This is a genomic window from Subtercola vilae (assembly GCF_004923255.1).
GTDB lineage: Bacteria > Actinomycetota > Actinomycetes > Actinomycetales > Microbacteriaceae > Subtercola > Subtercola vilae.
In genome coordinates this window covers 1-23,332 of the sequence record NZ_QYRT01000015.1, presented here as the reverse complement: position 1 = coordinate 23,332, position 23,332 = coordinate 1, and the positions used below count along the sequence as shown (strand labels likewise).

The following is a 23,332-nucleotide window of genomic DNA, read 5'->3' as shown; positions in this document are numbered from 1 at the left end:
CCTGCAGCTGTTGCCGAAGGCCGAGCTGCACTGCCACTTCGTCTCGGTGATGAGGCCAGAGCGCCTGCTGCAGCTCGCGGCGAAGAACGGGGTCGCCCTGAAGAGCGACAGCGTTGACACGTTGCTCGACTTCGACAACCTGGTCGACTTTCTCGACGTGTTCAACGCCGCGCACGAGGTTCTGGTGGCGCCCGACGACTTCGCCACGGTGGCCTACGAGGGCGTTCGTGACGCGGTCGAGGTGGGCAGCCTGAAGTACCGCGAGTACTTCGTGAACCCGCTGAACTTTCGCGCCCGCGGCCTCTCATACGGCTTCGTGATGGATTCGATCGCTGACGGCCTGGCCCAGGCGAAAGCCGACTTCGGCGTGGGGTTCGGCCTCATCGCGGCCGTCAACCGTGCGCACGGCCCAGAGAGCGCCGTCGACCTGGTCGCCGAGGTCGCCGCGAACCCGCGCGATTACGTTCTGGGCATCGGCCTCGACGACCTCACGGCCGAAGGCGAAGAGGCACCGCTGCGTTTCGCCGAGGCGTACGAGCTCGCCGGTCGCCACGGGCTGAAGCGCACGGCGCACGTCGGCGAGACCATGGCCGCGAGCCCGCAGAACGTGGTCGACGCCATTCAGACGCTCAAGGTCGACCGCATCGACCACGGCTACCGGGTGGTCGACGATGCGGCGGCGCTCGCCGTGGCGCAGGGCTCGGGCATCCCGTTCGCCTGCACGCCCGTCTCGACCAGAGTGCTCTCGGCGTGGCCGTTCGACCCGTCGCACCGCATTGCCCGGATGATCGCCGCCGGCCTGCCCGTCACGCTCTCGACCGACGACGCCGTGTTCTTTCGCACCGACATCGCCACCGAGTACCGCGATGCCCTGCCACCCATGGGTCTGGCCGCGGGCGACGCCAAGCGCCTCGCCCGGGCCTCCTTCGAGGCGGCCTGGTGCGACGACGCCGAGAAGGCACGGTACCTGGCCCAGGTCGATGCGGCGTTCCTGGCGCTCGACCACCTGCTCGACCCGGAGGCGCGCTCATGAAGAAACTCTCGCTCGGCGTGTTCGACATGATGAACCCGAGCAACGGCATGCCCACGTGGCGCCACCCGAACGGGCGCGCCGACCGCTACAGCGACGTGGGGTACTGGATCGGCGTGGCGCAGCTGCTCGAGACGGCCGGGTTCGACTTTCTCTTCTTCGCCGACACCTACGGGTACCCCACCATCGATGGCGAGTTGCCGTCGCAGGTGGCCACCGCGGGCATCCAGTTTCCGGGGTTCGACCCCATGCTGATGATCGCGGCGCTGGCGCAGGCGACGACACGTATCGGCTTCGTGGTCACCTCGCCGACGACCGTCGAGAAGCCGTACGCCTCGGCTCGTCGGTACGCCACCCTCGACCACTACACGAACGGCCGCATCGGCTGGAACATCGTCACCGGCAGCTCGCAGGCCACCGTCGACAAGCTGTTCGGCGTGACCGACGAGACCACGCACGACTCGCGCTACGACATCGGCGACGAGTTCGTCGACATCAGCCTCGCGCTCTGGGAGGGCGGCTGGCACGACGATGCCTGGGTGATGGATGCCGCACGGGGCATGCTCGTCGACCCCGCCAAGTTGCACCGCACCGAATACGAGGGGCGGTACCTGAGCGCATCGGGGTACTTTGCGGTGCCGCCCTCACGGCAGCGGAGCCCCGTGCTCTTTCAGGCCGGCACCTCGGCGCGCGGGCGGGCGTTCGCCGCGCGAAACGCTGAGGTGGTGCTCATTCAGGGGCAGACCGTCGAGAAGGCGGCGGCGCACGTGGCCGAGATACGTGCTGTGGCGGTGGGGCACGGGCGGGCATCCGGAGACATCAAGGTCATCTCGGGGGTCACGGTGACCGTCGCGGCGACAAGCGAAGAGGCGTGGGCGAAGCGGCGCGAGCTCGAGGCGCTCTACGAGGTCGACGATGCGGCGGTGATCTACGCCGGGTTCACGGGGGTCGACTACCGCGGGGTCGATCCGGCGACTCCGCTGGTGGTGGGCACGTCAGACCAGGGGCAGACGCTGGTCGACCGGTTCGCTGGGGGGAGCGGTGGTGGCGGTGCGGGTGCGGGCTCGGGTGCCGCCGGCGGCGCGCGCGTGCCGACCGTGGGCGAGGTGCTCGAGAGCTTTCGTATGAAGGCCAACCGCGGCTTTCAGGTGACCGGCAGCCCGGCCGAGGTGGCCGATGAGCTGATCGCCATCGCCGAAGGCAGCGACATCGACGGGTTCATGCTCGAGCCGACGTTCGGCGACGAGCAGGCGTACGTCGAGTTCATCGAGCTGGTGCTGCCGCTGCTGGTGGCGCGCGGGGCGGTGGGTGCCGCGGCGACGGGTGGCGCAGCTGCTGCCGCAGCTGCTGCCGAGACTGCTGCGACCAGCCCTGCTGCGACGAGCCCGACGCTGCGCGAGCGACTCTTCGAACCGGGTCGCGCCCGGCTGCCCGCCACCCACCCGGGCGCCCGGTTTCGGCCCGCACCCATCGCATCCGCCACACCAGAGGAGACCCCCGCATGAAATCCACTGCCGTCGACGCGGTCATCCGCGGGCTCAAGAAGGCGGGGGTCACGGTGGTCTGCTACCTGCCAGACTCGCTCTTCAAAGAGCTGTACCCGGCGCTCGACGCCGACCCGGACATCCGCACCATTCCCGTCACCAATGAGGGCGAAGGCGCGGCCATCTGCGGCGGCGTCTTTCTCTCGGGCAAGCGTGCCGTACTGGTGATGGAGAACTCGGGGCTGCGCGCGTCGGTCGAACCCCTGGCGCGCATGGGGCTCGGGGCGGGCATCCCGGTCGTCATGCTGATGAGCTACCGCGGCGAACTCGGCGAGAACAACTGGTGGGCCATTCCGCACGGCATCACCATGGAGCCGATGCTGGATGCCCTGCGGGTGCCCTACCGCGTGGTGCGCGACGAAGACGCGATCGAAGAGGCCATCACCGATGCCTTCAGCTGGTCGTACGCGGCCTACTACCACTCAGCCATCGCCCTCGGAGGGAGCATCGTTCGATGAAACGCTACGACTGCATGACCAAGCTCGGTGAGCGCCTGACCGACGAACTCGTGATTCTCTCGCTCGGCGGCAGCGTCGACGAGTGGTACAACGCCGCGCCGCACATGCGGGCGGCCAGCCTCTTTCAGCAGCAGCTCGGCTGCGTGACGGGCGAGGCGTTCGGGCTCGCCGTCGGGCTGCCGCACCGGCAGGTCATCTCGCTCGACACCGATGGCGGGCTGCTGTTCAACCTCGGTATTCTCGCGACCCTCGGCAACGAGCAGCCCGAGAACCTGCTCACCATCGTGTGGGACAACCAGATGTACCTCTCCATCGGCGGCCCCCGAACGCACACCGCGGCCGGCCGTGTCGACCTCGCTGCCATCGCGCGGGCCAGCGGCGTCGAGAAGGCGTTCACCGCGACGACCCTCGAGGAGTTCGACGCGCTCTGCGCCGAGGGGCTCGCGGCCAGCGTGCCCTACGTCATCGTGGCGAAGGTCGACGGCGTTCTGCAGCCCGGCATCAAGCGCAAACACAGCGATGGGCGCGAAGACAAGTACATCTTCGTGCGGCACGTCGAAGAGACCGAGGGTGTCGTCATCATGGGTCCCAGTGAGCACAATTAGCGCCGGCGTGGGCTTCGCTTTCGGCACGGGTCGGGCCCACTCCGCGCTCGAGACCCACGCCGGGAGTCGGGCCGCGATCACCGGTCGGTGCGCCGGATGACCGGGGGAGCGCCCGCGCGCGAGGCCGACATCGTCATCGTGGGCGGCGGGGCCGCAGGTTCGGTGCTGGCACGGCGGCTGGCCGAGAACCCTGCGCTCGAGGTGCTGCTGATCGAGGCCGGGCCGAGCGATGCGGGGCAGCCGGGCATCCGGTCAGCCGGCACCTGGAACGAGCTCATCGGCAGCCGCTTCGATTGGCAGCAGTCGTACGCTGCAACCTCGCATACAGCAGGGCGGGAGATCGGCATTCCGCGCGGGCGAGTGCTCGGCGGCTCGAGCAGCATCAACGCGATGCTCTGGTACCGCGGCCACGCCAGCGACTACGACGAGTGGGAGGCCGCGGGCGCCACCGGCTGGAACTTCGAAACCCTGCTGCCGTTCTTTCGAAAGAGCGAAGACTGGCAGGGCGGGGAGACCGACTTCCGCGGTGCCGGTGGACCGATGAAGGTGCGTACCTCGACGGCGCCGCACGCGGTCGCCCAGGCCATGCTCGACGGAGCGGCCGAGCTCGGGCTGCCCGTCATCGACGACGCCAACGCGGCCGACAACGAGGGTGCCACGCTCTCGAACCTCAACGTGACCATTGAAGACGATGGCACCATGACGCGCTGGAGTACCGTTCGCGGCTACCTCGACCCGGCATCCGGATGGCCGAACCTCACCATTCTCACCGACGCCACCGTCACCGCGCTCACGTTCGAGGGCGACCGCTGCGTGGGCGTCGAGTACCGGGCAGTCTCCGACGGGAACGCGACGGTTCGGGTGCGCGCGCGACAGGGTGTGGTGTTGGCGGCGGGGGCGCTGATCACTCCGCGGTTGTTGATGCTGGCCGGAATCGGCGAGCCTTCTGAGCTGGTGCCGTTGGGCATCCGGATGCGCGTGGCACTGCCCGGGGTCGGCAAGAACCTGCAGGACCACCCCCTGCTCATGGGGGTGAACTTTCGCGCACGCGGCGAACTCGGGGCGACCCGCGACAACGGCGGCGGCAGCATGCTCAACTGGAAGAGCTCGAAGGCCCGCGGCAAGCCCGACCTGCACGCGTTCGTGGTTCAAGGCCCGCATGCCACCGACGAGGTGCGCGCCACACACGATTTCACGGGGGCCGCCGGCGGCACCGGAGCGGCGGGCAAGGGTTCGGTGTTCGCCATCGCGCCGGGGCTGATGCACTCGCGAAGCGTCGGGTACCTGCGGTTGCGCACTGCCGACCCGTTCGCCGGCGTGCACAGCGCGCTCGAGCTGCAACCCAACTACCTCGCCGAACCCGACGACCTCGAGGCGCTGATCGAGAGCCTCGACGTCGTGCGCGAGCTTGCCGCCACCTCGGCGTACGGCGAGCTGGGCGCCGACCCGGTGTCGCCTGCCCGCGGGCTCTCGCGCGCGGAGAAGATTGCGTTTGTGCGGTCGAGCGTGTCGACCTTCTTCCACACCTGCGGAACCGCCGCCATGGGCACCGGCCCCGGCGCGGTGGTCGACCCGGAGCTCCGCGTATACGGCGTCGACGGCCTCTGGGTGGCCGACGCCTCCGTCTTCCCCGTCATTCCCACCTCGAACACCCAGGCCCCCGTCATCGCCGTCGCCGAGCGCGCCGCCACCCTCATCGCGGCCTCCCTGGCCGCCGTGGCTTCCCGATGACGCGCCCGCAGCCCCTCGCCCGCCCGCCCCGCGCCCGAGTCGTTCGGCCTCGCCCCTGCGCCACCTTCACGACACGAAAGACACACGATGACACTGTTGCCGTACGACCCCGCCACCCGCAGTGCCGCCGCGAGTGCGTTTCTGGCGCGCGCGGGCACGGCGCACCGGCTGCTCATCGACGGCGAGTGGGCGCTGCCGCACGGGGGCAGGTACATCGACAGCACCGACCCGGCGACGGGCCAGCTGCTCGCCCCGATCGCCCGCGGTGACGCCCGAGACGTCGACGATGCCGTGGCGTCCGCCCGCCGCGCCCTCGACTCCGCCGCCTGGGCCCGCATGACACCAGCCGTTCGCGGGGCCCTGCTCTGGCGCGTCGCCGATCTCATGGAGCAGCACATCGACGTGCTCGCAGAACTCGAGACGCTCGACCAGGGCAAGGCGTACCGCACCGCCCGCTTCGGCGAGCTGCCCGGCGCGATCGCGCAGTTCCGCTACTACGCCGGCTACACGACAAAGCTGCTCGGCACCACGATTCCCACCTCCATCGCGCACCAGCCCGAAGGCAAACAGATCTTTGCGTACACGGTGAAGGAGCCGGTCGGGGTGGTCGCGGCCATCGTTCCGTGGAACTCCCCACTGCTGATGGCGTCGATGAAGTTGGCTCCGGCGTTGGCTGCCGGATGCACGGTGGTGCTCAAACCGTCAGAGAACACCTCGCTCACAGCGCTGTACCTCGGTGAACTTCTGATCGAGGCCGGGTTTCCGGCGGGAGTGGTGAACATTGTCACGGGGTACGGCAACGAGGTCGGGCAGGCGCTCGCCGAGCATCCGGGGGTCGACAAGATCGGCTTCACGGGCTCGACGGCTGTGGGAAAAGCGTTGCTCGTCGCGGCGCAGGGAAACCTGAAACGGTTGACGCTCGAGCTCGGCGGCAAGTCGCCCGCCATCGTGATGCCTGACGCCGACTTCTCGCTCACAGTGCCCGGAATCGCACGCGGGATCTTCTCCAACGGTGGACAAGTGTGCGTGGCCAGTTCGCGCGTCTATGTGCACTCGAGCGTGTACGGCCGGTTTGTGGAGGAGTTGTCGCAGGAGGCCGGCGCGCTGGCCCTCGGCCACGGAATGAACCCCGCAACCGACCTCGGCCCGCTGGTCAGCCGAGTGCAGTCGGATCGGGTGGCGGAGTACGTTCGGGGAGGCATCGCCGACGGCGCCGAAGTGGTGGCGGGCGGCGTTCAGGAGCAGGGTGACGGCGCGCAGAACTTCTTCAGACCCACCGTGATCACGAACGTGCGCCAAGACATGCGGCTGATGCAGGAGGAGATCTTCGGCCCGGTGGTCACCGTGACTCCGTTTGATGACGTCGACGAGGTCATCGGCTGGGCAAACGACAGCGTCTACGGCCTCGCAGCGAGCATCTGGACGGAAGGACTCTCGAACGCCCACCGACTGGCGGCCCGGGTGAAGGCCGGAACCGTGTGGATCAACTGCCACTCCTACTTCTCGCCCGAGCTGCCCAAGGGTGGTCACAAACAGTCGGGCTGGGGCTACGAGAACGGCGCCCAGGGCATCGAGAACTACCTCGAGTCGAAGACGGTCTGCGCGGTCATCTGACCGGGTTGCGCGTGGGCGGTGCTGGCGCTGACGGCCGCCCGCCGCCCGAGCAGCAGCGCCACCACCACAATGCCCACTCCGATCAGCGACAGTGCGGCCCCGATGACGGCCGGTGACAGGTAGCCGAACCCGGCGGCGATGACGAGGCCGCCGAGGTACGCGCCGAGGGCGTTGCCGAGGTTGAGAGCGGAGTGTGTCAGCGCGGCGCCGACCGCGCGTGAGGGGGCCGCGACATCCATCAGCCGGGTCTGAATGGCCACCGACGAGCCGCCCGCGAAGATTCCGAGCAGAAAGGTGAACACCAGCAGGCCGGCCAGTGTCGCTGCGAACAGCACGAACCCCGCCAGCGACAGCGCCATGCCGCCCAGAAACACGAGCAGCGCGGCGGCAACAGAGAGGTCGGAGACGCGGCTGGCCGCCACACTGCCGCCGGTCATCCCGAGCCCGAAGACCACCAGCACCCACGGCAGCATGCCGTCGCCGATACCCGTCACGTTCGACGCGATGGGCGCTATATAGGTGAACACGGCGAACATGCCGCCGAAGCCGATGGCTCCCATACCGACGGTGAGCCAGACCTGCGGCAGCAGAAATGCGCGGAGCTCTGACCGGATGCCCGCTTCAGGGTTGCCCGCACGAGACGGTATTGCGGCGAGCACCGCCACCAGGGCCAGCGCGAAGATGCCGGCGATGATCACGAAGATCGCACGCCAGCCCAGCAGGCCGCCCACGATCGAACCGAGCGGCACACCCACGATGGTGGCGAGCGTGAGGCCGGCGGCGATGAAGGCCACCCCGCGACCGCGCTTGCCCGGGCCCATCAGCGAGGCGGCGAGGAGCCCTGCGGTGCCGAGGAACGCGCCGTGCGGCAGACCGCTGAGAAAGCGTGCCGCCAGAACGAGGTGGAACGACGGCAGCAGCGCCACCGCGAAGTTGGCCACCACGAAGACCGCCAGCATCAGCAGCAGCACCCGTTTCTGTGGCCAGTGCGCGGTGGCAGCGGCGATGGCCGGGGCGCCCACCACAACCCCGAGGGCGTAGGCCGAGACCAGGAGCCCGGCAGACGCGATGGCGGAGGCGGGGTCGACGGCATACGTCGCACCGTCGAGGTCGCGGGCGATGTTGGGCAACAGGCCGCTGGTGACGAACTCGGCGATGCCGATGCCGAATGCGCCGAGGGCCAGAGCCACGAGGGCGAAGCGGCGCCGGGCGGCGGGGAGGGTGTCGAACACGCGTCACTATCTCGGTTGTGAAGCTACGAAGGTGCGGGGCAAGAGTCACAGGATATCCGGTGCGCCGGTGCGCAAGCGACTGAGAGGGCTCGCAGAATCGCACTCGACATGATTCAATGAAAGTCGAACGTGTGCACCCGAATGGGGGAGGGCGCGCGGCACATCGAAGGAGATGACGCGTGCCAGCACCAGCGCACCCCGACGGGTCGCGGCACGACCGCCACCTCGAGTTCATCCGGCGCGCCGGCGAGACCACGCGGCGGGCCATCGCCGAGCACACCGGGCTCTCCCGCAGCGTCGTGGCCCAGACGGTGGCCGAGCTCATCGCCCAGGGCCTCGTCGAGGAGCATCGCGTTGAGGTTCGTCGAGCGGCGGTGGGTTCAGCGGCGATGGCAGGCACCGCGATGGCCAGCTCCGCGCTCGCTGCTGGCAGCGCACCGGTTCGCCGCGCGCACTCAGCGCCCGCCGACGCGAGCCGCACCGGCCGCCGCGGTCGACCCACCGCGGTGCTGCGACTCGCCCACCAGCAGGGGGCCATCGTCGCCTGCGACATCGGCCACGCACACATCACGGTCGCGGTCACCGACCTGCAGGCGCGCGTGCGCCGCGAGCGCCGCATTCCGTTCCCCGTCGACACCGGAGCCGCCGCAACCTTCGCCGCCCTGCACACGCTCGTCGCCGAATGCCTCGCCTCCTGCGGCGTCACCGCGGCCGGTGTGCAGGCGTTCGGAGTCTCGTTTCCGTACCCGGTCATCCGCACGCGCGGCACAGTGCGGGCCCCGCTGCACCTCACCGGCTGGCAGGGTGCGCTCGCCGCCGACGCAGTGCCGCCTGCGTTCAACTGCCCCCTGGTTTTCGACAACGATGCCAATTTCGGATTGTGGGGCGAGCGGATGCACGGGGCCGGCCGAGGCATCGACAACCTGCTCTACATCAAGCTCGCCGACGGTATTGGGGCAGGCCTCCTCGTCGACGGCCTCGTTTTGGCCGGCGCCCGCGGTATCGGCGGAGAGATGGGGCACCTGCGCGTGGATCCCCTGGGCGCACCCTGCCGCTGCGGCAATCGTGGCTGCCTCGAGTCGCTCGTCTCCACCTCCGCTGTGCGCCGTCGCCTCGCACAGGCCGCCGTCTCCGCCCCAACCCTCGCCGTCTCCGCCCCAACGCCCGCCGCACTCGCGGCCTCCCCGACCGACCCTCCCTCCCCGACCGCCCCTCCCGCCGCCCCCGCCGACTTCGTCGTCACCCCCGAGAACGCGACGGTGTTCCGCGAGGCCGGTTACACGGTGGGCCGCGCCGTGGCGCAACTCTGCGCGTTCATCGACCCCGAGGCGATCATTCTCGGCGGCCAGCTGGGCGCCGTCGGTGAACCCCTGCTGGCCGGCGTGCGGGAAGCGTTCGCCGAGTTCGCGCCGTTCGCCGCCCCTCTGGCACCCGTGCACTCGGCCGAGCTCGGCCATCGGTCAGAGCTTGTCGGCATCATCGACCGTGCCCTCGAGGCCGCGTGGGCCAGTGGCCACGGCTCGGCCCGTCACCCTCTCTCCGCTTGAGGCGCCCGACCCCGCATTCGTCCTGTGCCCGGAGTAATTCGACCGATTTACTGGCTACGTCGTTCGTTACGAAGGAGTAACTGTGCCCTCATCTGGTTCGCGCTCAGCCGCCGCCCCCGCCACGTCGCCCCGCCCGGGCATCCGGAGCCGGCTGCGCGCCCTGCTGAGCACCGGCATCGTGGTCGCCGTGATGGGCAGCGCGCTTGTGGTCGGCCAGACCGCCACCGCGGCCGAACCCGACCTCGCCCGCAGCGGAACCACCACCGCCTCGGCCGCACAGAACGACAAAGACGGCAACTTTCCGGCCTCGAATGCCACCGACGGCAATGCCACCACGCGCTGGGCCAGCGGCAACGGGCCCGACTCCGACACGACCTTCACCGCCAGCCTGACCTCAGACCTGGGCTCGGTCGCCACGGTCACCGGCGTCACCATCTCGTGGGAGGCGGCCTTCGCCACCGCGTACGACATTCAGGTCGCCTCGGCGAACCCCGCCGACGACGCGAGCTGGAGCACCGCCGCGAGCAAGACGACCGGTGCGGGCGGCACCGAGCAGGTTGCCTTCAGCACGCCGATGGATGCCCGGTACGTGCGCCTCGCCATGCTGAAGCGCACCGCGGCAACGTGGGAGGCCCCCACACTGCACTACTACGGCTACTCGGTGTTCTCGTTCGAGGTGCACGGCACCGTCGCCGTGCCGACCGCCTCGTTCGACGCCTCGGCCCTGTCGGTGGGAGCCGGTGACGACGCCGCGGTGCACGTGAGCCTGAACAGCACCTCGACCACAGACCAGAGCGTTCACGTGACGAGCACCGACGGCACGGCCGCTGCCGGAACCGACTTCACGGCCGTCGACCAGACGGTGAGCATCCCGGCCGGCCAGACCACGGCCACGGTCACGGTGCCCACCGTCTCGCACGGCGCCCTCGCGCCCGAACGAAGCTTCACACTGGCGCTCAGCGACCCGTCGGCCGGCATCACGATCGGCACGCGCAACACCGCGACTGTCACCCTGAAGCCCACCGGAACCCTGCCGAATGCCGGTGCCACCACCGTTCTGCAGGGCTTCGAGGCCGGGGTGCCGGCCGACTACTCCACGTGGGCCAGCGCCGACTCGGTGAAGCCGGTGCTCAGCACGAAGGTCGACGACACCGTTCCGGGCGCGGCGACCGACAACCGGGTGCTCGTCGCGACCGTCGGCGGTGCCCCCACCGCCAGCGACTGGTTCGGCTTCACCAACGACACCAGCCCCAAAGATTGGTCTGCGTCCGACGGCTTCAGCTTCTGGTTTCTCGGCCAGGGCTCGGGCAAGACGCTCAGCTACGAGCTGAAGAGCGGCGGCCAGATCTTCGACCAGAGCGTGGTCGACACCACCACGGGCTGGCGCCAGATCAGCGTTCTGTTCGATGACCTGCGCCTGAAGGGCAACCACACCGACCCCGCGCGGTTCTTGCCGGGCGCCTCGGCCGGGTTCGCCGTCACCCTCACCGGTCTGGGCGCGGGCACTTTCTCGTTCGACGACTTCGCCACGTTCGAGCGCGCCACCACCCTCGAAGACTTCCAGGGCGCCGTGCCCCTCGGCACGTCGACCAACCCCGTGGGCTTCTTCACGTGGGGTTCGGCCGACAACCTCGCCACGATGGCCGTCACGCCGCAGGTTCGCGGCGACGTGCCAGACAACAAAGTGCTCGCGGGCACCTACAAGATCCCGTCGGGCGGCTACGCGGGCTTCAGTGACAACCTCTCGTCGTCACAGAACTGGAGCTCCTACCGCGGCATCCGGTTCTGGTGGTACGCCTCGCAGGCCAGCAACCCGGCCTCGCCGACCGCGGGCGACGACATCAAGGTCGAGATCAAAGACGGCGGCCCCGACGGCGAGCACTCCGAACTGTGGTCGACCACCTTCAAAGACAACTGGGGCAGTTCGACCAGTCGCTGGAAGCTCATCGAACTCCCGTTCACGGCCTTCACGATCGGCTCCTACCAGCCCGGTAGCGCCGCCACTCAGAACGGCACCCTCGACCTGACCAGCGCGTGGGGCTTCGCCATCACGTTCGCGCCCGGCAAGCCCACCAGCACCGGCTGGGCCGTCGACGACGCCCAGCTCTACGGAACCCCCGCCCAGGCGGCCAACCTCACCGTGAACTCGACCAAAGACGTCTACCTGGTCAACTCCGGCGAGACGGCCTCGGTGGGCCTCACCCTCACTACGTCGAATGGGGATGCCCTGACCTCGCCCGTCACGGTGAAGTACGCCCCCGGCAGCGGTACCGCAACGGTCGGCACGCAGGTCGCCGACTTCACCGGCAGCGTGACCTTCGCCGCCGGAACGGCCTCCGGCACCACCCAGAGTTTCGACGTGAAGACCATCGCCACCCCGGGCGGCGACCAGTCGCGCAGCATCTCGGTTGCGCTCGACGCGGCGGGCGCCCAGCTGCCGGCCAGTGCCCCGCGCGTCGTGATCAACGCCCACGGCCTGCCGTATCTCGACTCGTCGCTGCCGGTCGCCACCCGCGTCGACGACCTGATGAGCCGCATGACCCTCGCCGAGAAGGTGGGCCAGATGACGCAGGCCGAACGGCTCGGGCTCTCCAGCCCCAGCCAGATCGCCGACCTGGGCCTCGGCTCGATTCTCTCGGGCGGCGGCTCGACCCCCGCGGCCAACACGCCCGCGGCTTGGGCCGACATGGTCGACGGTTTTCAGCAGCAGGCACTCTCGACCGCGCTGCAGATTCCGCTGCTCTACGGCGCCGATGCCGTGCACGGGCACAGCAACGTACTCGATGCCACGATCTTTCCGCACAACATCGGCCTCGGCGCGACACGTGACCCCGCACTCATCCAGACCCTCGCAGAAGACACCGCCGTCGAGACGAAGGCCACCGGTGTGAACTGGGCCTTCGCCCCGTGCCTGTGCGTCGGCCGCGACGAACGCTGGGGCCGCACCTACGAGTCGTTCGGCGAAGACCCGGCCCTCGTCACCACCTTCTCGGCCGCGAACATCGTGGGCCTGCAGGGCAGCGACCCCGCCGACAAGTCAGGCCCCGACAAGGTGCTCGCCACGGCCAAGCACTGGGCGGGCGACGGCGGCACGAGCTACGACGCGAGCAAGGTCGGCAACGGCTACCCCATCGACCAGGGCCTCACCCACTCGCCCTCGATGGCCGACTTCATGACCACCTACGTCGACCCGTACATTCCGGCCATCGACGCCGGGGTCGGCAGCATCATGCCCTCGTACTCCGGCGTCGACATCGGCGGCACGGGCGACGTGCGCATGCACGAGAACACCGCGCTGAACACCGGTGTGCTGAAAGAGCAACTCGGCTTCAACGGCTTTCTCATCAGCGACTGGGAGGGCATCGACAAGCTGCCGGGCGGCACCTACGCCGAGAAGGCGGTGCGCTCGGTGAACTCCGGGCTCGACATGGCGATGGCGCCCTACAACTTCGGCGCCTTCATCACGAGCATCACCGATGCGGTGGGCGCCAAGACCGTCGCCGCGACGAGGGTCGACGACGCGGTGCGCCGCATTCTGACTCAGAAATTCGAGTTGGGGTTGTTCGAGCATCCGCTCACCGACCGCAGCAAGGCCAGCGAACTGGGGTCGGATGCCCACCGCGCCGATGCCCGCCAGGCCGCCGCCGAGTCGCAGGTGCTGCTCAAGAACGACGGCGTGCTGCCTCTCGCGAAGAACGCCTCGATCTATGTGGCCGGCTCGAATGCCGACGACCTCGGCAACCAGATGGGCGGCTGGACCATCTCGTGGCAGGGCGCCTCAGGCAACTCGACCACGGCAGGAACCACCATTCTCGCCGGCATGAAGCAGGTGGCACCCGATGCCGCCATCACCTACTCGAAAGACGCCTCGGCCCCCATGGCCGCGGGCAGCGTGGGTGTCGTCGTCGTGGGCGAGACACCCTACGCCGAAGGCCAGGGTGACGTGGGCAACAACGGCCACAGCCTCTCGCTCACCGACAGCGACCGCGCCACCATCGACAAAGTGTGCGGCGCGATGAAGTGCGTCGTGCTGGTTGTGGCCGGCCGCACCCAGCTCGTGACCGACAAGCTGAGCGAGATCAGTGGTCTCGTGGCGTCGTTCCTGCCCGGCAGCGAGGGCGAGGGCGTCGCCGACACCCTGTTCGGCGACACCCCGTTCACTGGGCGGCTGCCGCTGACCTGGCCCGCGACCGCCGAGCAGGTTCCCATCAACGTGGGCGACGCCACCTACGACCCGCTGTTCGCATACGGTTGGGGCGAACGCACTGACAGCCCCAAAGCCCGGCTCGAGAAGGTGTCGGCGTCGCTCGCTGCGGGTGCTGCGAAGACGGCTGTGGATGCTCTGCTTTCGGCTGCGGTCTGGAGCCCGTCTGGCACCGTGAGTGACCCCGCCGCGGCCATCCAGCTCGCGGTGAATGCGGCCGCACAGCTCGGCGGCACCGACAGCGCCACCCTCGCCGACGCCGACCTGCTCGTCTCGGTCGTTCGTGACCTGGCCCAGGCTTCGGTCACGGCGAACACCGCTGTGGCCGGGTCGTCGTCGCTCACCGCCGATGCCGAGCATGCGCTGCTCGGGGGAGACTCGGTCACCGCCGTCACTCTGCTGGCGAAGGTGCTCGGCCTGGCTGTGGCGGTCGACCCCGGCACCGGCGGCACCGACCCCGGCGCGGGTTCGGGCGCGGGCGGTGCTGGCGCAGGATCGGGCACGGGCGTTGGATCAGGATCGGGTTCCGCAACCGGCACCACGGGCCAGTCCTCAACCGCATCCGGACAGTCCTCCGGCTCAGCCGGCCCCCTCGCCACCACCGGCAGCCAGCTCACCCTGGCCCTGCTCCTCGCCCTCATGCTCTCCACCTCCGGCGCCCTCCTCTTCGTCGCCCGTCGTCGTCGCCGCCTCACCCCCTGACCCGACGCCCACGCCCACCCCACCCCCACCCCGCCATCGACTCGGCGAAGTTTGTGGGTTGCGCGCCGCCGCACCCGCAAACTTCGCCGACTCGATGAGGAGTTGCGGTGGGACGCCATGGTCGGGAGGAGACGGGTGGGCGAGAATGGTGCGAGCCAGTTGAGGAGAGCACCGCGATGACACGTCCCCCCGAAACACCGAACCCCGCCGCGCAGCACCCTGAAACACCGAACGACGCCACACCGAACCCCGAAACACCGAACCCCGAAACACCGAATTCCGCCGCGAGCAGCACCGCCGCGCAGCACCCCGCCGCGAGCAGCCCAACCACGCAGGGCCCCGCCACCGCGAACTTGCGCGCCGCCCGCGACACCCTGGTCGCCCTTCGCGAGTCGTACGACGAGGCCGTCGCCACGTTCGCCTGGCCCGACGTCGGCGACACCTTCAACTGGGGCACCGACTGGTTCGACGCCATCGCGCGTGGCAACCCCCGCGAGGCGCTCGTCATCGTCGAAGAAGACGGCCGCCGCACCACCCGCACCTTCGACGAACTGGCCACCCGCTCCGACCAGCTCGGCACCTGGCTCGCCGGCCTCGGAGTGCAGCGCGGCGACGTCGTGATGCTCATGCTCGGCAACCAGGTCGAGCTGTGGGAGTCGATGCTCGCCGTCATGAAGCTCGGAGCCGTCATCCTGCCCACCACCGTCGCCGTGGGCAGCGCCGAACTCGCCACCCGCATTGCCCGTGGCGGCGTGCGCCACGTCATCGCCGACCACGCCGTGCTCGCCAAGTTCGACGCCGTTCCGGGCCCCTACACACGCATCGCGACGGCTCCGGATGCCGCACCCTCCACACCGGCGGCCTCCACCTGGCAGCCGTACGCCGCCGCCTTTGCGGCCCCCGCCGCCCCGCTGCCGCACCCCGGCACCGCCCCGAACGACCCGTTGCTGCTCTACTTCACCTCGGGCACCACCAGCCAGCCGAAGCTCGTCGAGCACACCCAGGTGTCGTACCCCGTCGGCCACCTCACCACGATGTACTGGTTGGGGCTGCGGCCCGGCGACATCCACCTCGCCATCAGCTCGCCCGGCTGGGCGAAGCACGCGTGGAGCTGCTTCTTCGCCCCGTGGATCGCCGAGGCCACCGTATTCGTCTACAACTACTCGCGCTTCGATCCGCAGGCCCTGCTCGGCCAGATCCGCGCCGAGAAGGTCACGTCGTTCTGTGCGCCTCCGACGGTCTGGCGCATGCTGATCCGCAGCGACCTCTCTGGCGGGCCGGGCGCCCTGCGGGAGGCCATCTCGGCCGGCGAGCCGCTGAACCCCGAGGTGATCTCGCAGGTTCGCCAACAGTGGGGCCTCAGCATCCGCGACGGCTACGGCCAGACCGAGATGACGGCCGTGGTCGCGAACACCCCCGGCGCCACCATCACCGACGGCTCCATGGGACGCCCGCTGCCCGGCTGCCCCATCGTGATCGTCGACGTCATCACGGGAGCCCGTGCTGAGGAGGGCGAGATCTGCGTCGACCTATCGACGCGCCCGCTGAACCTGATGACGGGCTACGTGGGCGATGCCGCGCGCAACGAAGAGGCCGAGTCGGGCGGCTACTACCGCACCGGAGACGTGGCCGCCCGCGACGTCAACGGCTACATCACGTACATCGGCCGCACCGACGACGTCTTCAAGGCCTCTGACTACAAGATCAGCCCGTTCGAGCTCGAGAGTGTGCTGGTCGAGCATCCAGCCGTCTTGGAATCGGCGATCGTGCCAGCACCGGATGCCCTCCGCCTGGCTGTACCGAAGGCCTACGTCACTCTGGCCCCCGGGTTCAGCCCCTCGGCCGATACCGCCCGCGACATTCTGTTGTATGCCCGCCAGCGACTCGCCCCGTTCCAGCGCATCCGCCGGGTGGAGTTCTTCGACCTGCCCAAGACCATCTCCGGCAAGATTCGGCGGGTCGAGCTGCGCGAGCGCGAAGAGCAGGTGGCCGAGGGGCTCGTCGCCCCCACCGAGTGGAGGGACGACGAGTTCCCTGAGCTCAAGAACGTGACGCAGTAGGCGTCACGCGGGTCGAACCGGCAGCCGACCGGCGACGCGCGTTGACGACGTCGGCCCGCAGCCGGCAGCTCTGTCAGTTCTCGACGTCGCCGCGCCACGCGCCGGTGGCCGAGCCCTGGCTCTCGATGAACTCCTTGAAGTTCGCGAGGTCTTTCTTGACCGCGTGGTTGTCGGCACCGAACAGCGCGCCGATCTTCTCGAGGGCGCCCGACGGCTGCCAATCGATCTGTACGGTGACGCGTGAAGTGTCATCTGACAGCTTGTGAAACGTGACGACGCCCGCATGGTCGACCTCGCCGCTGGTGCTGTTCCAGGCGACACGCTCGTCGGCGTGCTGCTCGGTGACCACGGTGTCGAATTCGCGCTCCTGGCCGCCGATCTTCACCTTCCAGTGGCTGTGTGTGTCGTCGGTCTGGGTGATCGATTCGACGAAGTCGAGAAACTTCGGGAAAGTCTCGAACTGGGTCCACTGGTTGTACGCGGTTGAAACGGGAACGTTGACGTCGACGCTGTCGATCAGTTGTGCCATGAGGTGAAACTCTCGCAATCGGTTGTGGGTAACTGGTTTGCTTGCCCTTCCAGTTACCCACAACAGATGCTGGGGTTTCCACCCCTTGCGTCAGGCGGCGACAGCCTCCAGAATCGGCACATCGACGAGGTAGTGCGCGTAGGCCGGAATGGTGAGAAACGTAGGAAAATCGTCGCTCAGCGAGGCAAGGCGCACGATGGCGGCCGCATCGTCGTAACGATTGCCGGGCATCCGGTCGACCGAACCGAGCAGTGCGTCGAGCTCCGCTTCGACGAGTGCGCGGGTGATGCGGGTGCCTTCGACGGTGACCGTGCCGTAGGCGATCCACTGCCAGAGCTGTGAGCGCGAGATCTCCGCGGTAGCGGCGTCTTCCATCAGGTTGTCGAGGGCGGCGGCGCCGACACCGCGCAACCAGCTCTCGAGGTACCGGGTGGCGACGCTGACGTTGGCGCGAACGCCGGCATCCGTGACCCGCTTGTCGAGCGAGCGCACATCGAGCAGCTGCTCGGCCGTGACCTCGACCTCGGGGCGCAGCCGGTCGAGTTGGTTGGGCCGGCCACCGAGCACGCGGTCGAACTCGGCCCGGGCGGTGTCGATGAGGTCGGGGTGGGCAACCCAGGTGCCGTCGAAACCGTCGGTCGCCTCGCGGCGTTTGTCGTCGCTGACCTTCGCGAGAGCCGCCGCCGTCACCGCGGGGTCACGACGGTTCGGGATGAACGCACTCATGCCCCCGATGGCGAAGGCCCCACGGCGGTGGCAGGTGGCCACGAGCAGTTCGGTGTAGGCACGCATGAACGGCACGGTCATGGTGATGCGGTCGCGGTCGGGAAAGACGAACTGCGGCCCCCGGCCCCGGTAGCTCTTGATGAAGCTGAAGATGTAGTCCCAGCGGCCGGCGTTCAGGCCGGCGCAGTGCTCCCGCAGCTCGTAGAGAATCTCCTCCATCTCGAAGGCGGCCGAGATGGTCTCGATCAGAACGGTGGCCCGAATGGTGCCGTGCTCGAGGCCCAGGGCGTTCTCGGAGTAGGTGAAGATGTCGTCCCACAGCCGCGCCTCGAGGTGGTTCTCGATCTTCGGCAGGTAGAAGTACGGGCCGCGACCGCCGTCGATGAGCGCCTTCGCATTGTGAAAGACGTAGAGCCCGAAGTCGACGAGCGACGCCGAGGCCGCCTGGCTCTGGCCGGCGCGGTCGGTGAAGCGCAGGTGTTTCTCCACCAGGTGCCAGCCGCGCGGGCGCATGACGATGGTGGGCAGCTCGCCCGTCGTGAGGCGGTACGGCTTGCCCTCGTCGCTCGTGAAGTCGATCTGGCGGCGAATGGCGTCGAACAGCGAGAGCTGCCCGCCGATGATGTTCTGCCAGGTGGGGCTGGTGGCGTCTTCGAGGTCGGCCAGCCACACTTGGGCGCCCGAGTTGAGCGCGTTGATCGTCATTTTGCGGTCGGTGGGGCCGGTGATCTCCACCCGGCGGTCGTGAAGGCCGGGGCCGGCGCCGGCGACGCGCCAGTCGGGGTCGCGGCGAATCGGCGCGGTCTCGGTCAGAAAGCGAAAGTCGCGGCCGTTCTCGACCGAGCGGCGGCTGGCCATGCGTTCGTGCAGCCGCTCTTGGCGGCGGTGGCCGAACTGGTCGTGCAGACGGGTGACGAAGGTGAGGGCATCCGGGGTCAGAATCTCGTCGAAGCGGGGCTCGTCGGAGCCCAGGGGCTCGAGGCGGGAGTGGGTGTTGACCGGGGTGGAGGTGGAGGTGGAGGCCGGGGTGGAGGTGTGCGTGGTCATGGTCGTGCTCCTTTGCGACGGTGAGGTGTGACGGTGAGGTGTGTTGTTGAAGCGGGAGGTGGAGGTGGCGAGTGCAACTGGCGGGTCAGTGAAACTGCTGCGACTCGGTCGAGCCGACGAGTGCCAGGGTGGCGCTCGCGGGGTTGAGCGCGGTGGCGATGCGGTCGAAGTACCCCGTGCCCACCTCGCGCTGGTGCTTCGTGGCGGTGTAGCCGTCGGCCTCCGAGGCGAATTCCGCCTCCTGCAGCTCGACGTAGGCGCTCATGCCGCGCTCGGAGTAGTCGCGAGCCAGCGTGAACATCGAGTGGTTGAGGGCGTGAAAACCGGCCAGCGTGATGAACTGGAAGGCGTACCCCATCGCCGCGAGCTCGCGCTGGAACTTCGCGATGGTGTCGTCGTCGAGGTGACTCTTCCAGTTGAACGACGGCGAGCAGTTGTAGGCGAGTTTCTTGACCGGGAACTCCCGGTGGATGCTCTCGGCGAATGTGCGCGCCAGTTCGAGATCGGGCTCCGAGCTCTCCACCCACAGCAGGTCGGCGTAGGGGGCGTAGGCGTGGCCACGGGCCAGAACGGTGTCGATTCCGGGCCGGGTCTCGTAGAAGCCTTCGGCGGTGCGGTCTCCGGTCAGAAAAGGCTTGTCACGGTCATCCACGTCGCTCGTCACCAGGTTCGCCGCGAGCGAGTCGGTGCGCGCGATGATCAGGCTCGGGATGCCCGCCACATCGGCCGCGAGCCGCGCCGCGTTCAGCGTGCGAATGTGCTGGCCCGTGGGAACGAGCACCTTGCCGCCCATGTGCCCGCACTTCTTCTCGCTGGCAAGCTGGTCTTCCCAGTGCACGCCCGCGGCGCCGGCGGCGATCATGCTCGTCATGAGTTCGTACGCGTTCAGCGGGCCGCCGAAGCCGGCCTCGGCGTCGGCCACGATGGGCGCCATCCACTCGCGTTTTGGCAGGCCTTCGCTCGTCTCGATCTGGTCGGCGCGCAGCAGTGCATTGTTGATGCGGCGAACGACGCTCGGCACCGAGTTGGCCGGGTACAGGCTCTGGTCGGGATAGGTCTGGCCGCTGAGGTTCGCGTCGGCGGCGACCTGCCAGCCCGAGAGGTAGATGGCCTTGAGGCCGGCGCGCACCTGCTGAACGGCCTGGTTGCCGGTGAGCGCGCCGAGGGCGGGCACCCACTCCTCGCTGTGGATCAGCTCCCACAGTCGCTCGGAGCCGCGGCGGGCCAGGGTGTGCTCTTCGGTCACCGAGCCGCGAAGGCCCACCACGTCGTCGGCGCTGTAGTCGCGTTCGATGCCGTTCCAGCGGGCGTCGGTCTTCCAGCTCGCGGCGAGCTCTGCGGCGGTCTGGGTGGTGTCTCCGGTGCGGGGTATCTGGCGGGTCATGGGGTGCTCCGTTGCGGTGGGTGAGTGAGTGGGTGGGTCGGTGAGTGGGTTGGGCTGCGGCGAAAAGTGCCGGTGACCCCACTGTGCGGCCGTCGCAACCCCCGCAGCTCGAATCTCCCGGCAGAAGAACATCAGTTTTTCTGTTTCGGTTAAGAACGGCGTCTGTCACCATGGGCAGATGACACCGACGTCTGTCTTTCCATCCGATGATGAGTTCATGCTCGACACCCTCACCCTTGGCCGCCGCATCAGGCAGCTGCGCACCGACCGCGGCCTGACGCTCGACGCGCTCGGGGCATCCATCGGCCGCGCCGCTTCACAGGTCTCGGTGGTCGAGAACGGAAAGCGCGAAATGAAGCTCGGCGAGATGCAGCGGTTCGCCGCCGCGCTCGACGTCACGGTCGACCAGCTGTTGAACCCCGAGCCGCCGAGCCGCCGTGCCGCGCTCGAGATCGCCCTCGAACGAGTGCAGCGCGGGGCGCTCTACGCCTCGCTCGGGTTACCGCCTTTTGCCGCGCGCAAAGCCCTCAGCGACGAGGCCATCGAAGCGATCCTCGGGCTGCACCATGAACTCGAACGGATGCACGGCGAACGCGCCGCGACCCCCGAAGAGGCGCGTCGGGCCAACACCGCGCTGCGCGTCTCGATGCGCAAACGCAACAACTACTTCGGCGAACTCGAGGCCACAGCCAAAGACCTGCTCGCCGGCGTGGGGCACCTCGGCGGCCCGCTCTCGCAGCGCGTCACCTCCGACCTCGCGTCGCGGCTCGGGTTCGCGCTGCACTACGTGGCCGACCTGCCGGGCTCCACCCGTTCGATCACCGATCTGAAGAATGGGCGAATTTACATTCCGCGCTCGCAGGGGCCCGACGCCGACCCGCGCACGCTCGTACTCCAGGCGTTGGCCAGCCACGTGCTCGGGCACGCCGAGCCGACAAACTACGCCGATTTTCTGCGACAGCGTGTCGAGACCAACTACCTCGCCGGGGCGCTACTGGTTCCCGAAGACGGCGCGGTCGAGTTTCTCACTCGGGCGAAGAACGCCAGGGAGTTGTCGGTCGAAGACCTGCGCGACGTCTTCGGGGTCACGTATGAGACCGCTGCGCACCGGTTCACCAACCTCGCCACCCGGCACCTGGGCATTCCCGTGCACTTTCTGAAGGTGCACGAGACGGGCACCGTCGTGAAGGCGTACGAAAACGACGACGTCGTGCTGCCGACCGATGTGCTCGGCTCGGTCGAGGGGCAGCTCGTCTGCCGGTACTGGAGCGCCCGGCAGGTCTTCGACGCCGAAGACCGGTTCAGCCCCTACCACCAGTACACCGACAAACCCATCGGAACGTACTGGTGCACCTCGCGCATCCAGTCGACCGCCCGCGGCCAGTTCTCGGTGAGCGTGGGCACTCCGTTCGCCCAGACGAAGTGGTTCAGGGGCCGCGAGACCACCAACCGTTTCACCTCGACCTGCCCCGACGAGTCGTGCTGCCGGCAGCCCTCCGCCGAGCTTTCGGGTCGCTGGAAGCAGCAGTCATGGCCCGCCGCGCGCCTCAACTCGTCGCTGCACGCCGCCATGCCCACGGGGGCGTTTCCCGGGGTCGACACCACCGAGGTCTTCGAGTTTCTCGACCGCCACGACGCGTGAGGCGGGGCGGGCATGACCATGGCTGCCAGTTCGGCCCGCACGATAATGGGGCATGACGATTCTTCGCGTGGTGGTGCTCTTCATTCTGGCGGCCGGGGCTGAGATCGGCGGCTCGTGGCTCATCTGGCAGTCGGTGCGCGAGGGCAGGTCATGGTGGCTCGCGGGGCTCGGCGTCATCGCCCTCGGCGCCTACGGATTCATCGCCACCCTCCAACCCGACGCCAACTTCGGGCGCATCCTCGCCGCGTACGGCGGCGTCTTCGTGGCCGGGGCTCTGGTCTGGGGCGTCGTCGTCGACAAGTTCACGCCCGACCGCTACGACATCGCGGGCGCCGTCATCTGCCTGCTCGGCGTGGCCGTCATCATGTTCGCGCCGCACACGCGCCAGGTCGCCTAGCTGTACCTGGTTCCACCGGGCCTCCACGGAGGTTCGCCGTGCACTCGCAGCCAGCGGTGTGATACTCACTTCATGGCACGCCCCACCCCCGAGCCGCCGGATGCCCCGCGACCCCCGCACCGCCGCACCCCACCCGGGCCGCCCGACGAATTCGACCCGCCCCTGCCCCTGCCGAGCGGCCGGCGCACCGCGTTCGCCGTCACCATCGCCGCATGGGGAGTGCTCGTCGTCTCGGTTCCCCTCTATGCGGCGTTCCTGCTCTACAACCTGCCCGACACGGTCACCATGGTCTCGGCCCTCCGCGCCTCTCTTCTCCGCCGCCGGTAGCCCCCGCCCGCCGCGGCTCCTCTGACCTCGCGATTCCCGCGGTGTTCGCAGCGTGAGAGGCTATGCAGCATGCCCGAACTGCTGACTGACGACGAAATCGTGGCGATCGCCGGCGCGACAGGCGAGTGGTTCGCGCCGCTGCCGACCGTTGCCCTGTCTGATTTCGCCGAGGCCGAGCCAGCCGCAGAGCGCGGAGCCCGATCGCTCGCGGTGCGAGAACTGCTCTCGGCGTCTCACCGCGACGGAGCGCCGCTGTTCGCCGGCGAGAGTTGCGCTCTGGTGCAGCAGATCATCCGGTCGCCCCGCACCGCCGTCGCGTACATCGCCGAACGCGATGCCCCGCACCGCCTCTCCGGCGGGGTCACCGTGCTCGCGGTCGACGACGACGCGCGCGCGGTGCTCGACCTCGTCTCGACCGCCGGAATCCACGACCTCACCGCCGCCTCTGCCGCCGAGGCCGAATTCGCCTTCTTTCACTTCGTTCGCGGCGCCTTCGAACTCGGCGTCGATGCCCCGCCCGCCCCCGACGGCGGACGGGGTGGTGGGCGAGAAC

The 23,332-nt window shown here is 69.0% G+C and carries 17 protein-coding genes; 13 read left to right on the top strand and 4 right to left on the bottom strand.

Annotated elements, in window-relative coordinates; all coding sequences use genetic code 11:
• The first annotated feature begins 10 nt into the window (after positions 1-10).
• The 6 genes from add (at position 11) to D4765_RS09530 (ending at position 6,982) form a co-directional block, all read left to right on the top strand.
• Entirely contained in the window at positions 11-1,033 is a 1,023-nt protein-coding gene (add, locus tag D4765_RS09555; RefSeq protein ID WP_136642077.1) for an adenosine deaminase, read from the top strand.
• Entirely contained in the window at positions 1,030-2,535 is a 1,506-nt protein-coding gene (locus D4765_RS09550; protein WP_136642076.1) for an NtaA/DmoA family FMN-dependent monooxygenase, read from the top strand. The genes add and D4765_RS09550 overlap by 4 nt, the downstream gene beginning before the upstream one ends.
• A complete protein-coding gene (locus D4765_RS09545; protein ID WP_136642075.1) occupies positions 2,532-3,032 on the top strand; it encodes a thiamine pyrophosphate-binding protein in 501 nt (166 codons plus the stop codon). Before D4765_RS09550 ends, D4765_RS09545 begins: the two co-directional genes overlap by 4 nt.
• Positions 3,029-3,637, top strand: a complete 609-nt coding sequence (locus D4765_RS09540) for a thiamine pyrophosphate-dependent enzyme (protein WP_136642074.1) — start codon at positions 3,029-3,031, stop codon at positions 3,635-3,637. Before D4765_RS09545 ends, D4765_RS09540 begins: the two co-directional genes overlap by 4 nt.
• A 96-nt stretch (positions 3,638-3,733) precedes the next feature.
• A complete protein-coding gene (locus D4765_RS09535; RefSeq protein ID WP_136642073.1) occupies positions 3,734-5,368 on the top strand; it encodes a GMC family oxidoreductase in 1,635 nt (544 codons plus the stop codon).
• An 87-nt stretch (positions 5,369-5,455) separates the two neighbouring features.
• Entirely contained in the window at positions 5,456-6,982 is a 1,527-nt protein-coding gene (locus D4765_RS09530) for an aldehyde dehydrogenase family protein (protein WP_136642072.1), read from the top strand.
• Here D4765_RS09530 and D4765_RS09525 read toward each other — a convergent pair.
• A complete protein-coding gene (locus D4765_RS09525; protein ID WP_136642071.1) occupies positions 6,946-8,214 on the bottom strand; it encodes an MFS transporter in 1,269 nt (422 codons plus the stop codon). The genes D4765_RS09530 and D4765_RS09525 overlap by 37 nt on opposite strands.
• A 179-nt stretch (positions 8,215-8,393) precedes the next feature.
• Between D4765_RS09525 and D4765_RS09520 the strand changes: the two genes are divergently transcribed.
• From D4765_RS09520 to D4765_RS09510, 3 genes are all read left to right on the top strand, one after another.
• On the top strand, positions 8,394-9,761 hold the full coding sequence (locus D4765_RS09520) for an ROK family transcriptional regulator (RefSeq protein WP_136642070.1): 1,368 nt from the start codon (positions 8,394-8,396) through the stop codon (positions 9,759-9,761).
• A gap of 82 nt (positions 9,762-9,843) precedes the next feature.
• Positions 9,844-14,667 carry a glycoside hydrolase family 3 N-terminal domain-containing protein gene (locus tag D4765_RS09515; protein WP_136642069.1) on the top strand — a complete coding sequence of 1,608 codons (4,824 nt, stop codon included), beginning with the start codon at positions 9,844-9,846 and terminating at the stop codon, positions 14,665-14,667.
• A gap of 176 nt (positions 14,668-14,843) precedes the next feature.
• On the top strand, positions 14,844-16,727 hold the full coding sequence (locus tag D4765_RS09510) for an AMP-binding protein (protein WP_136642068.1): 1,884 nt from the start codon (positions 14,844-14,846) through the stop codon (positions 16,725-16,727).
• Positions 16,728-16,800: 73 nt separating this feature from the next.
• On the opposite strand, the gene D4765_RS09505 is transcribed toward D4765_RS09510, so the two are convergent.
• From D4765_RS09505 to aceA, 3 genes are all read right to left on the bottom strand, one after another.
• A complete protein-coding gene (locus D4765_RS09505; protein ID WP_136642067.1) occupies positions 16,801-17,256 on the bottom strand; it encodes an SRPBCC family protein in 456 nt (151 codons plus the stop codon).
• 90 nt (positions 17,257-17,346) lie between these two features.
• Positions 17,347-19,029, bottom strand: coding sequence for a malate synthase A (gene aceB, locus D4765_RS09500; RefSeq protein WP_136642066.1), 1,683 nt, complete (start codon positions 19,027-19,029; stop codon positions 17,347-17,349).
• A gap of 85 nt (positions 19,030-19,114) precedes the next feature.
• Complete coding sequence (gene aceA / locus D4765_RS09495) at positions 19,115-20,413, bottom strand: isocitrate lyase (RefSeq protein ID WP_136642065.1); 1,299 nt, start codon at positions 20,411-20,413, stop codon at positions 19,115-19,117.
• Positions 20,414-20,591: 178 nt separating this feature from the next.
• Here aceA and D4765_RS09490 point away from each other — a divergent pair, with 178 nt between their 5' ends.
• The 4 genes from D4765_RS09490 to D4765_RS09480 form a co-directional block, all read left to right on the top strand.
• On the top strand, positions 20,592-22,055 hold the full coding sequence (locus D4765_RS09490; RefSeq protein WP_136642064.1) for a helix-turn-helix transcriptional regulator: 1,464 nt from the start codon (positions 20,592-20,594) through the stop codon (positions 22,053-22,055).
• Between the two features lie 52 nt (positions 22,056-22,107).
• Positions 22,108-22,452, top strand: coding sequence for a YnfA family protein (locus tag D4765_RS09485; RefSeq protein ID WP_136642063.1), 345 nt, complete (start codon positions 22,108-22,110; stop codon positions 22,450-22,452).
• A 72-nt stretch (positions 22,453-22,524) separates the two neighbouring features.
• The gene (locus D4765_RS19190) at positions 22,525-22,779 is read left to right on the top strand and encodes a hypothetical protein (RefSeq protein WP_161580403.1); all 255 of its coding nucleotides are present in this window, start codon (positions 22,525-22,527) and stop codon (positions 22,777-22,779) included.
• A 69-nt stretch (positions 22,780-22,848) separates the two neighbouring features.
• The coding region (locus D4765_RS09480) for a hypothetical protein (RefSeq protein ID WP_136642062.1) at positions 22,849-23,332 on the top strand (484 nt) is incomplete at its 3' end.